Genomic DNA, 12,058 nt, shown 5'->3' on the forward strand with positions numbered 1-12,058 from the left:
AATCCAGTCAAAACAAACAGCCAGATTTGATGATAAAATCAACATATTTACAATGACCATTGTAAAGTTACCGAAATTTTATAATAATATAACGCACACCAATCTGTTCGATTAACTTAATAGTTCTTGTTGATATTTTGACAAACCAAACAAAAACAAAACAAAAAAGGACGACGTCCGTGAAAGTAGTATACATCCTCTTGATCATTTTATTTGTAGCTGTTAAAGCGCCAGCACAAGCCCATTTAGATGAATCACTCGTGATGAAAATACGTTTTGAAAGTAGAGATGTAACCTACGATTACACAATGGACGAGCTAACAAAAATAGCCCCAAACCAACTCTCGACACCACTGCCTTGGCGAAAAGAGAAACGAGCTTACCAAGGAATCTATCTGGAAGATTTGCTCAAACATCATGAACCATCTCTGAACATACGTTGTATTGAGATCGTCGCTGCAAATGGATACAAAGCGACATTTACTCAAGACAGTCTTGCCAACACACACTTTTTCTTAGCGTATCAAGACGAAGGACAACCAATATCCATTAGGCAAAAAGGGCCTATTACTGTGATCAGTGATTTAAACAACCTCAACGACCAAGCTATGCGAGATCTGTCACTTGCTTACCACCTAGTCTGGTTTGCCAATGAAATTGTTGTTTTTGAAGAGTGAGGAAAAAGCAGTGAAACATGACAAAGTCAAAAGAAGCTTGGCATTAGCAATCTTCTTCACCTTATTACTGTTCGTTACGTTGAGAATCAATGAAGCACACTCTGAACATGACCGTGAAACCGTAAAATATATCGAATTGATAAAAGCTTCTTATTGGGCTTCTTGGCGATTTGGAAGAGAAGTTCATGAACTGGAAATGGAAGTGTCAGACACAATATACAATGATGTAGATTCGCCTCAAAAAATAAAGAATAGGATTGATTTCCTTATTGTTAACTATGAGTTCTTGACTACAGACGCCAACGTATTCAAAAGATTTCAAGGTTATGCAAAGGACTCGATTGCTAATCACATTGAACAATTAGACCACCACTATAATACGCTTTTGTCGCAAGAAAATTGGCGACAACATTTACCTGAAATTTTGGATACGGTCTCCAACATAAAGGTTATTTATGATGACGTGGTGTTGTACGAACTCAAGGGCTATGATCTCTCTGAATTTGTGAATGCGATAAAAGATGATCGAAAAAGCCTGTTGTATGCGATATATATGGCGATTATTGGCGCTGCGATAACAATTCCCGCTATCACTTATTTAACTCGTAGTCTCAAAGTAAAATCACTTAACCTTGAAACCGACTACCTTACTGGGCTTAAAAACCGGAAATACTGCTTAACGGCACTAAAAAGACAGATAGAAAAAGGTGAACCTCTTGGCTTTTGCTTTTTAGATTTAAATGGGTTTAAAGAAGTTAATGACACTTTGGGACACGATGCAGGGGATCAGCTTCTCAAAATCATTGCTAGGCGAGTGCAAAAATCGATAAAAAGTTCTGATACTTTTGCACGACTCGGAGGTGATGAGTTTGGTTTGATTATTGTTAATTTTGAGCATCGTGCAGACATTGAAGTTGCACTAACTCGGATAATGGGAATGATAAGCCAACCGATTGAGCTCGAAGGAAACATAATCCAAGTTGGGTGTTCCGCAGGTATTTCCATCTACCAACAAAAACACTTTTCATCAGAAAAAGAGCTCATGTCTGCCGCTGATTCTGCGATGTACAAAGCAAAATCGGAGAAGCACAATCAACTCAACAATTATGCATTTTATCAAAGTTAAACAAGATTTTTACTTGTCTATACTCTGACTAGAGAGCAATGGAATAGTGCAAATATTTGCACTTTACATCTGCACCCAATTTCCAATCAAGGGTGGAGGTTGGTTTGTATTTTGGCAAACGGTCTTCCCTAACCGATACATAAGCAAGAACATTGGACGTAACAAATCGCCTAGTTACAACTAACCAAATCAAGAACCGGTTTAGCATCTACTGGAACACCCATTCTTGACTCATATCTTAAATAACATGAATCATTCACAAGGCTGCCATTTAGCATATTGTTAGGGAAGGTTATTTCCACGTAATAAGCATTGCTGATGTTATTGTTAGATTGTACGTCTGTCAGAACAAAATCGCCTGAACCGTCAACTTCAATACCGTCAACCAAAATGGACAACGTTTTTACATCCGCGGGGGAATATCCGTACCAAAAAGTACAATCACCACAACCAGGTATAATTGCCGCGGCCGAAACCCCTTTAGTTATAGGATTCCCTTCTGCATTGGCCACTAGCATTTTTCCATAAGATAAGTTGATTGCAGACTCAACAGCTCCTTTTAGCCCCTTCAATGACGCGTTTCTTGCATCACTCTGCAAATTCAAAAAGCGAGGTGCAGCAGTCACTGCCAACACCCCAAGAATGACTATCACTACTACAAGTTCAAGCAAGGTAAAGCCTTTGTTTTTATACATAATGATTAACCTCACACATGGCTATTTACCTTGTTCCTGTTAATTTTTTCACTGATATCTTTACTCTCGATTCTTTTTAATAAGGGGACCATTATCGAACTTTAGCTCGACTTGATTTCGTCTGCTTCATTTGGTCTCGAGTGGTGTATTCCTATCAATGTAGTTAGCCTCATACTTCAAATGTTTTTGAAGCACAGGTTGATAAATACCAAGCCACATAATTTGAACTCACTCCTCGCAACATTGATTTTTTAATATGAATCAATTCAGCCATTAAGAAACAACAAAGCGAACAAAAGAAAAACGAGCAATATCAATAGATCTTGTACTTCATTGTTGAACACTAACGACTACTCCAACTACAACTACAACTATCCAATTTAATAAGCATTTCTTTTGCACATCTCTCTGGCGCAAGCAAAAAAGGATACTATCCTTTTTTCTATGATAAACACCTGACGAGCAATTCGTCAAACACATATTATTTCAATAATGCAATTTTAGGTAAGGTACTCAAATTCTGATTTTTTGAGCTCAGGCAGGATCAAAAAGAGCCTTCCGAAGAAGGCTCTTTATAGAATTCTGTATTAATTTTGCAATTATACCGCCGCTTGTTTGCGAGACTCTTCTACCTGTTTAGCGCGTTGTTTTAGCGTTAATTTATCGCGGTATGCAAACCAAACGTAAGACACAACCACTAAGAAGAACAGGTATGACAATGAGAAAATGAACGGCGATTGAATGATATCGTTCGAGATACCCCAAGAAACACCGATAACAGTCACTGCAATTTTCGCAAAAAAGCCACACATCAATAGCACTAATGCCAACTGTGGGAAACGCGTACTGCGGAATGCAAGCCAGTAGCAACTACCAACTGCTAGAGCCGCAACATAGAAGCCGAATAGGAAAGAGTGAATATGGTCAGCTGCCGCTACACCACCAGAAATTGACATCAATAAAATTAAAAACAGTTTCATAATACTCGCCTCACCATAAGTTGGAAACGCATCCTTTCAAATTTGGAATCTCAGTTTGCGTACTATTTTCCCACTTTTTACGGACAACACAACCCCTCCAATCGAACAAAATGTAAGCAAAAGTACTAACAAAAATCACTCTTAACAATTACTTAACATTTTGTTTTTAATAAAACTCCGTTACTCCTTGTCTCATATGAACAAAGCGCTGTTTCGATTCATTTTGTTACACAAATTTAACCTTGGAAATTAATTAAAATTATTTGTAACTCTGTGATATCCGCACGGAATACGTGTCTATTCAAAAACCATCACCTCAAAATCCCTGAAATAATAAGAAAACAGAGCGAAAAAGAACAAAACAGAAAGGTGTTGAATACATTTTAAAAACCAATGAAAAACAACTCATTAACAAAATGAATTTAATTTACCGAAAATGGAAAAAGAGATTCCAATCACATTTTTATTGGTTATAATCCGCGCTCTTTTGCGCTATCTGTTGATAAACGCAAACTAATTTTGAAGAAACAATCACAATAACCCGTCTTTAGTTAAGTGGCTCTCCACTAACCGATGACAAAACTGAGAATAAAAATGAGCAAGATTGATAAAGCAACACGTATCCTGCTAGCAGGCTTCTGTATCAACCTTTGTCTTGGCATCCTGTATGCTTGGAGTGTATTTAACAAAGCGCTAGTAACTGAAGCTGGTTGGAGTGCTGCTGAAGCATCTTCACCTTACGCTATTGCAACTATCACATTCTCTGTTTGTCTTCTTGTTGCAGGCATCCTACAAGACCGTATGGGTCCACGTAAGATCCTAATCCTAGGTACGGCTCTAACAGGCCTAGGCATGATTGCTTCTGGTTTCGCTACAACGCCTATGATGCTGAACATCACGTTCGGTATTATGACAGGTGCTGGTATCGGCTTCGGTTACGCATGTCTTTCTCCATCAGCAATGAAGTGGTTCCACTCTTCTAAGAAAGGTATGGTTAACGGTCTAATCGCAGCGGGCTTCGGTCTTGCAGCTATTTACCTAGCACCAGTAACTTCTGCGCTAATCGACAGCATGGGTATCCAAACAAGCTTTATGATTCTTGGTGTTGGTGTACTTGCAATCGCAGTACCTCTAGCAGCAACTATCAACAACCCACCAGCGGATTACACGCCAGCTGAGCCTAAAGTAAAAGCAGGTCAAGCACCTAAAGCGGTTAAGAAGACTGAAGACCTAACTTGGAAAGTAATGCTGAAGACTCCTCAGTTCTACTCTCTATGGATCATGTACGCATTCGCTGCATCTGTTGGTCTAATGATCATCGGTAACATCACTACGATTGCTAGCGTTCAAGCTAACCTGCCAAACGCAGTTTACCTAGCGTCTATCCTTGCAGTATTCAACTCAGGCGGCCGTGTTGCTGCGGGTATGCTTGCAGATAAAATCGGTGGCGTACGTACTCTACTTCTAGCGTTCATCCTTCAAGGCGCGAACATGGCTCTATTCGCTACGTTCAACTCTGAATTCACGCTAATCATTGGTACGGCTATCGCAGCTGTTGGTTACGGTACGCTTCTAGCAGTATTCCCAACACTAACTGCTGAGTTCTACGGTCTGAAAAACTACGGTACTAACTACGGCGTGCTTTACACGGCATGGGGTATCGGCGGCGCTATTGGTGCAGCAGTTGTTGGCTTCTCAATGTCAAACGGCGAAGGTTACGGCCTAGCTTACACAATCTCTGCAGTTATGATGGCAGTGTGTATTGTTCTAGCAATTATCACTAAGCCAATCTCTGAAGCTAAAGTTGCTGAACTAAAAGCATCACAAGCTTAATCTGCAGAAAAGATTGAATTTGTTATTGAAGAGCTTAACCTTAGGGTTAGGCTCTTTTTGTATCAAGCGACTTCTCCATTGACGACCGAAACCACTCTTCAGCTCTCCCCTACTTATTATCTCGACAACTTCAATCGACTGGTTGAACACGCTCAAACGCTCTACCCCGATCTCCTGAGTGACGATGAATGTCGTTGGTTATCCGCATACAAACGTCTTTCCATTTCAAGCCAATGCTTAATGGTTCGTTTGCTTTCTCGTAAGGGGCGATGGTTTCGCAGCGATAAACTCAACTATGTTGAGATCCCAGATCTAAAGACCGCACTACAAGAGCTAAGCAACTCAGGCTTTATCGCGTTGAGTCACCCTACAGAACACCATCACCTCCTCATTAATGAGGTCGAGCTAGGGTTGCACTTGCTCACAAAACCAGAACTGTTGAATTTATTCCCCGTCCTTAAGAGCAACAGAGCTGCCAAAAAAGATGAGCTATTGCTACTGCTTGATCAACAACCTTTCGATCAATTTCAAAGCCTAACCTTCGACTGTATTTACGTCATCGAATCTCAAGTGATTGATGTATTACTGTTGCTGTTCTTTGCCAACACCTATCAATACTTAAGTCAGTTCGTCTTAAGTGACCTTGGGCTCAACACCTTTGAGAACTACCCATTAAGCAAGCAGCGCCGCTTCTTCACTTCCAGAGAACAGCTCAATCAATTACTCCAGATGCGCGATATTCAACGCTTGTATTCAGAAGGTGACCGCAAAGATGGCGAATTTCTGGAACTGATTTTAAATTCGATTCCTGAAGAATCAGAACACAGAAGCATTGCCAGAAAACGATCGCGTTTGGTCAATGATATTGCTCGCGATCTAGAAAGGCTTAACCTAAACGACCAAGCTATCTTTTGGTTCAGACAATCTACACTTCCTCCCAGCAGAGAGCGACTTGCGCGCATCTATGATAAGCAAGGTACGCTAGACTTAATGTGTGACATTGTCACGCAAATGAAAGCTGCTCCATCGGATGTGTCAGAGTTGGAAGTCGCTATTAAGCTTGAAGACCGGCTGCTACGGAAACAGGGGCACAAAGTTTCACGAACCATAAAACCGAGCTGTAAAGAAATAAAACTGGAATTAGACCTCAGCCAAACGCGAGTCGAGCTTGCAATAAAGCAGCACTTTGAAAACCAAGGTTGGGATGTCTATTTCTCTGAGAACAGCTTTCTGTGTGGTTTGTTCGGTTTGGCTTTCTGGGATGTCATTTTCTCTGATGTCGAAGGTGCTTTTATCAATCGTTACCAACATCGACCACTGGACTTGTATCACTCAGGCTTCGTAGACAAACGAGCCGAACAAATTGAAGCGGTGTTCCAAACTATATCCGAGCACGGGTTCAGCCACTTGTTTGATACTTTCGATAAAAAGCAAGGCATCGCTAACCCCTTTGTTCATTGGAATCATTTCCCTAAAGCACTCATCGAGCACAGCATGGCTTCCATTCCAAACACCCTACTTGTTGATCTCTTCCAGGTGATATTGAGTGACCTAAAACTATTCCGAACTGGGATGCCGGATTTGATTGCATTCAAGGGCGATGAGTTTCATTGGATTGAAGTCAAAGGCCCTGGCGATAAACTGCAAGACAACCAGTGGCGATGGATCAAAGAGTTTGAACGATTGTCTGTCCCCTTCTCTGTTTGTTACGTCAATCAGTGAGTCTTAGCTCCTAGCTGTTAGCTCCTAGCTGTTAGCTCTTGGCGTTTAAATCTAGCTAGGTCTAAGCACCAATTTCTGATCACAAGCGAGTGACGCGCATCGACAAGTCACTCGTCCCATCAAGATCTTGTCTACAAAATTGTTAGAACATGAGCATTTTCAATCATTTTCGATATAATTATAGAAAATGCCTAATATTTAAATACGTATGAATTTGAAAAAACTCTTCATTTTAGCTTTTGTTAGCGTCTTCTCAGGTTGTGCCGTCTACGCGGGTTTAAACTTCGACGAACTGTTTGGTAAACAACAAGTTCGCGATCGCCAAGCACCTATTCTTTCGGCTCAAGCGCAGCACTTCATTGACGAAGTAAAGCCGATCATTGATAACCGATGCGTGGTTTGCCACGCTTGTTATGATGCCCCTTGCCAACTCAAAATGTCTTCAGTGGAAGGCATAGACCGAGGAGCGAGCAAGGCACTCGTTTATCAAGGCACCCGCTTAACCGCTTCAGCCCCTACTCGCTTGTTTGAAGATGCGTTAACCACGCAAGAGTGGCGCGATGCGGATTTTCATCCAGTCCTCAATGAGCGCATGCAGAACTCAACGGCTAACCTCGATGCTGGTCTTGTTTCTCGTATGTTGATTCAGAAAGAGAATCACCCTCTACCCGATCAAACCCAGCTTGAAGGTTTCGACTTTTCAACCGATCGCGACCAACAATGCCCAACGATTGAAGAGTACGCCCAATACGAGAGAGATTACCCAACTTGGGGTATGCCTTATGGGATGCCGAATTTAGATAAAACCGAATACGCGACTTTAATGAGTTGGTTGGAAAATGGCGCGCTCATGAACGACCACATTCCGCTGAATGATGCGGAACAAGAGCTCGTTAATGTCTACGAAAGCTTTTTAAATAAGAGCGACAATAAGAGTCAACTTTCAGCACGTTACATCTACGAGCACCTGTTTTTATCTCATGTCTATTTTTCTGATTTAGCTCAACCAACGCGTTTCTTCACTGTTGTTCGCTCTGCAACACCACCAGGTGAAGCGGTGCAGCGCATCACGACTCGCCGCCCTTATGACGATCCAAAAGTAGACCGTGTTTACTATCGTCTGATTCCAGAGCAAGGCACCATCGTCGACAAAACGCACATGCCTTTCGCACTTAATAAAGAACGCCTACAAAAGTGGAATACCTGGTTTGTCGACGTCAATTACGCAGTAAAACAACTTCCTAGTTACGACATCGATGTTTCAGCTAACCCAATGACATCATTTGAAGCGCTGCCAGTAAACTCGCGCTTCAACTTCATGTTAGATAACGCGCAAAACACCATCATGGCCTATATCAAAGGTCCGGTGTGTCGTGGTCAACTTGCCTTGAACGTAATTAACGACCGTTTTTGGGTTTTCTTCATCGACCCAGAGAAAGCCGATGTTCCGGAAATCAACGCCTTCTACGCAAGTCAAAAGAAAAATTTAAAGCTACCTAGCGAACTAAAAAGTAACACCGTACCTGTGACCAACTGGGTAAGATACGCGAAGCAACAAGCGCAATACCTAAACGCGAAATCAGACTTCACTAACCAATGGTTCGAGAGTGGCGTAAACCTAGACACTAGCATCATTTGGGATGGCGACGGTATCAACCCGAATGCTGCTCTCACCGTCTTTAGGCACTTCGATAGCGCCTCTGTTGTACAAGGGTTAGTTGGCACTCAACCTAAGACTGCGTGGATTCTTGATTATGCTCTTCTAGAGCGTATTCATTATCTTCTCGTTGCAGGCTTCGATGTTTACGGCAACTTTGGCCACCAACTGATTACACGCATGTTCATGGACTTCTTGCGCCTTGAAGGTGAGAGTAACTTCTTAAGCCTTCTTCCTAAAGACGTTCGCCACATTGAACACTCTAGTTGGTACCAGAACCAAAGCGCACAACTGAGTGACTACCTGCAGCGAAACATTGCACCTTTTGATCAGCCGACCAGCGTGGTTTACAAAACGGCCGATCCTAAGCGTGAACTGCTTAATATGATCAAAGATAAGCTCGCACCTGTTCTCGATAATCGCTTTGAGATTGTTGAAACGGGTTTTGGTAGAAAGAATGAAGCACTGCTTAATCAAGTGAATTTGATCGAGGGAGAAGGCCTGCGTCATGTACCTCAATTAGTGATGATCATGATTGAAGGCGAAAACGGCGAAGAGCAGCTGTTCACCATGATTCACAATAACGCGCACAGCAACATTTCTAGCTTGTTTAATGAAGAAGGTAATCGCGATTATGCCAAAGATGACCTAACCCTCGTACGAGGCGTTGTGGGAAGCTACCCTGCGGCTTACCTGTCATTAACCGAGAGCGAAATTCCCGCTCTGTTGAAAATGCTGCAAAACTTAAACACGGAAGAAGACTACGTGGCGCTGCTAGACAAGTTTGCGGTACGACGCAGTTCTAGCGAGTTCTGGCCATTCAGTGATCGCGTTCATCGTTGGTATCAACAAGACCAACCGATCGAGTTTGGCCTTTTGGACTACAACCGCTTTGAGAACCGTTAGTTCTCATTCATAGCGCATAACAACAAAAAATCCTCTGTGTTGGCAGAGGATTTTTTGTCTATGGGGAAAGTGTCTTAAGTGCCATTGGAAAACGAGGAGTCCTCTAAATTGAATCCGATGTTTCCGGTTGGTGTAGCTCATCAAAAAACGCACGTGCGGCGGGAGAAAGGGAATCCACAGGCTGCTTTAGCACCACGTAAAACTGGCTCTTGAGGCTCCATTTCTCAGGCTGAAGTGGAATCAAAGCTTGGTCATAATGTCCACGGTCGATTAAATGAGACGGTAAAAAACTCAAGTGTGTGCCTGCCAAGGTTAAAATTACACCCGACTCGACATGCCAGCCATCAAAAGGCTTTACGGAATCGTACTGCTCAATATTCAGTAATCGGAACATCTCATCTTTGGCATAGCCGCCCATATTGATACGACAACCATCCAATGAGAAACTCTTGTCCATGATCTTCTCAGCCAGATCTTTACGCGCATACAGATAACTGTGCTCTTCAAACAGTGGGTATTTATGTTGAAACGCTGATTTTTGATGTGACCCTAGAACCACTATCATCATATCAATCTGGTTCTTTGCTAACTTCTCATTCAACTGGGTGAAATCGCCGACATCAACACTCACCTCAACACTGTTACTGCGTTGGTAAAACGTCTCGATCGCTTTAGGAAGTGGGTTATAGGGCAAAGTGACGGTGTTATCCAAGCACCCAATTCGCACATGCCCAGAGAGTTCTGTCTGTACACCTCGTAACTTATAAGCGAAGTCGGTTAAGGTCGATTTCAATTGGTTCGCATATTTATACACTTGCTCACCTTCATGAGTCAGCTTAAAACCACGTCGACCACGTTGGCATAATGTTAATTCTAAGCTTTTTTCCAAGGCAATAAGCTGATTACTCAGCACAGGCTGGCTAATCCCGGTGCTTGCGACCGCCTGATTGATGCCTCCTTGCTCAACAATTTCACAAAAAAGCTCTAATCTTCGCAGGTCTCTTTTATCTAACTTATTGTTTGAATTCACTTTGCCACTCACATTTGTTTTTTGTTATGTTTACATCTGATTATATTCATTTATTAACAATAAATACATCAGTATGCTTTATTCACACTTATGGAATAACAATGCATGGATGGCACTATGGCGGCAGAAGCTTACGTGAATAAACCCGAAGCAACACACAGCCACAAAAAGATAGACGACTTCGAATTGGAACCCGTTCCCGAGAAGGCCAAACGATCTTGGTGGGTTATCAGCCTTATTTGGTTGGCTATCGGCATCGATATTTCGGGATTGTTTCTCGGCTCGATTCTAAGCAGCGGGATTGGTTTTGAAGACGCACTGCTTGCCACGTTTATTGGTTCAGGCTTATTGGCGATCATCGCGATGCTGTGTGCCAACATTGGCTTTCAAGCTGGCGTGTCTACCCCGCTGGTGAGCAGTGCGGTGTTTGGCCGCAACGGCGGTAAAATTCTTGGCTTCATCAACGGTATATCATTAGTTGGCTGGTTCGCATTCCAGGCTGATTTCTTCGCTTTCATCATGGTCGATGCACTGGCGAAATACGACATCATAATTTCACACCTCACCGCTCTTATTGGCGGCAGTGTATTAATGATGATGACGGCTATCTATGGCGTTCGTGCTTTAGGCAAACTCAGTACCTATTCAGTGCCTTTGATGGTGACACTCATAACTATCGGTTTGTTTATGGCCGCTGATTATCAAGGTGGCGCAGCGCCATCGATTGAAGATCCTTTGACGCTTGGCCAAGCTATCTCTTTTGTTATGTCTATCTGGATTCTAGCTGCGGTTGCTGCACCTGATATTGCTCGCTACGCCAAAACACGTCGTGATGCGATTCTAGGGGCGGGTATCGGTTTCCTCGTCGGCAACAGTGCCATTATTCTTATCGCGTTGATCCTGACCAAAATGACAGGCACCGACGACCTAGTAGAAGTCTTCTTCACACTTGGTTTAGGTATGGCGGCTATTATCGTACTGGTGTTCGCACAATGGACCACCAACAGTAGCAACCTGACCTCTGGCGGCTTATGCATGTCGATGGTTCTACCGAAGATTCCGCGCCCTGTTTTGGTTGTGATCATGACCATCGTCGGTATTGGCATTGCTCAACTCGGCATGGTGAACAAGTTTACTGACTTCTTAATGCTCCTCAGCGTAACCATTGCGCCTGCGGCAGGTGTCTACATCGTTCAATATTATGTTTTAGATTCGACAAAAATGAGCTTTGAGAACATCCAACAAGTTCCACCTTGGATGTTTAAAGGCTTGGCTTCTTGGGCATTTGGTACTGCATTCAGCGCTTGTACCGCGCCAGAGTTTTTCAACCTGTTTTCGTTAACCAGCATCTCAGCGTTAGACGGCATTCTTGCCTCTGGTGTGATTTACCTCGTCCTAATGAAGCTTTCTCCTTCAAGTGATAAGGAATAGT

Annotated in this window: 9 protein-coding genes; 6 read left to right on the forward strand and 3 right to left on the reverse strand. The window is 42.7% G+C overall.

All coding sequences use genetic code 11. The features are described 5' to 3' along the window. Positions 1-179 precede the first annotated feature (179 nt). Both OQJ75_RS06045 and OQJ75_RS06050 read left to right on the forward strand, forming a co-directional pair. Complete coding sequence (locus tag OQJ75_RS06045) at positions 180-677, forward strand: hypothetical protein (RefSeq protein WP_265971902.1); 498 nt, start codon at positions 180-182, stop codon at positions 675-677. Positions 678-687: 10 nt separating this feature from the next. Next, a complete protein-coding gene (locus OQJ75_RS06050) occupies positions 688-1,803 on the forward strand; it encodes a GGDEF domain-containing protein (RefSeq protein WP_265971899.1) in 1,116 nt (371 codons plus the stop codon). A 170-nt stretch (positions 1,804-1,973) separates the two neighbouring features. Here the strand turns inward: OQJ75_RS06050 and OQJ75_RS06055 are convergent, their stop codons facing one another. After that, positions 1,974-2,498, reverse strand: a complete 525-nt coding sequence (locus tag OQJ75_RS06055) for a prepilin-type N-terminal cleavage/methylation domain-containing protein (protein ID WP_265971897.1) — start codon at positions 2,496-2,498, stop codon at positions 1,974-1,976. A gap of 599 nt (positions 2,499-3,097) precedes the next feature. Continuing rightward, complete coding sequence (locus OQJ75_RS06060; RefSeq protein WP_265971896.1) at positions 3,098-3,478, reverse strand: NADH:ubiquinone oxidoreductase; 381 nt, start codon at positions 3,476-3,478, stop codon at positions 3,098-3,100. 594 nt (positions 3,479-4,072) lie between these two features. On the opposite strand from OQJ75_RS06060, the gene OQJ75_RS06065 reads away from it, so the two are divergent. The 3 genes from OQJ75_RS06065 to OQJ75_RS06075 all read left to right on the forward strand — a co-directional run bounded on the left by OQJ75_RS06065 (position 4,073) and on the right by OQJ75_RS06075 (position 9,596). Then, positions 4,073-5,311 carry an OFA family MFS transporter gene (locus tag OQJ75_RS06065; RefSeq protein WP_019825796.1) on the forward strand — a complete coding sequence of 413 codons (1,239 nt, stop codon included), beginning with the start codon at positions 4,073-4,075 and terminating at the stop codon, positions 5,309-5,311. 57 nt (positions 5,312-5,368) lie between these two features. Then, complete coding sequence (locus OQJ75_RS06070) at positions 5,369-7,033, forward strand: VRR-NUC domain-containing protein (protein WP_265971894.1); 1,665 nt, start codon at positions 5,369-5,371, stop codon at positions 7,031-7,033. Positions 7,034-7,241: 208 nt separating this feature from the next. After that, positions 7,242-9,596, forward strand: a complete 2,355-nt coding sequence (locus OQJ75_RS06075) for a fatty acid cis/trans isomerase (protein ID WP_265971893.1) — start codon at positions 7,242-7,244, stop codon at positions 9,594-9,596. Between the two features lie 103 nt (positions 9,597-9,699). Here the strand turns inward: OQJ75_RS06075 and OQJ75_RS06080 are convergent, their stop codons facing one another. Further along, complete coding sequence (locus OQJ75_RS06080) at positions 9,700-10,638, reverse strand: LysR family transcriptional regulator (protein WP_265971892.1); 939 nt, start codon at positions 10,636-10,638, stop codon at positions 9,700-9,702. A gap of 93 nt (positions 10,639-10,731) precedes the next feature. Between OQJ75_RS06080 and OQJ75_RS06085 the strand changes: the two genes are divergently transcribed. Then, positions 10,732-12,057: a cytosine permease gene (locus OQJ75_RS06085; RefSeq protein ID WP_265971890.1), complete on the forward strand. Its 1,326-nt coding sequence runs from the start codon at positions 10,732-10,734 to the stop codon at positions 12,055-12,057. Position 12,058: the final 1 nt, after the last annotated feature.

This window comes from Vibrio sp. 14G-20 (genome assembly GCF_026241515.1).
Taxonomy (GTDB): domain Bacteria; phylum Pseudomonadota; class Gammaproteobacteria; order Enterobacterales; family Vibrionaceae; genus Vibrio.

Excerpts from the sequence above, each read along its gene's own strand:
- OQJ75_RS06055 (WP_265971897.1), bottom strand. The coding sequence starts at position 2,498 with ATGTATAAAAACAAAGGCTTTACCTTGCTTGAACTTGTAGTAGTGATA.
- OQJ75_RS06060 (WP_265971896.1), bottom strand. The coding sequence starts at position 3,478 with ATGAAACTGTTTTTAATTTTATTGATGTCAATTTCTGGTGGTGTAGCG.
- OQJ75_RS06065 (WP_019825796.1), top strand. The coding sequence starts at position 4,073 with ATGAGCAAGATTGATAAAGCAACACGTATCCTGCTAGCAGGCTTCTGT.
- OQJ75_RS06075 (WP_265971893.1), top strand. The coding sequence starts at position 7,242 with ATGAATTTGAAAAAACTCTTCATTTTAGCTTTTGTTAGCGTCTTCTCA.
- OQJ75_RS06085 (WP_265971890.1), top strand. The coding sequence starts at position 10,732 with ATGGATGGCACTATGGCGGCAGAAGCTTACGTGAATAAACCCGAAGCA.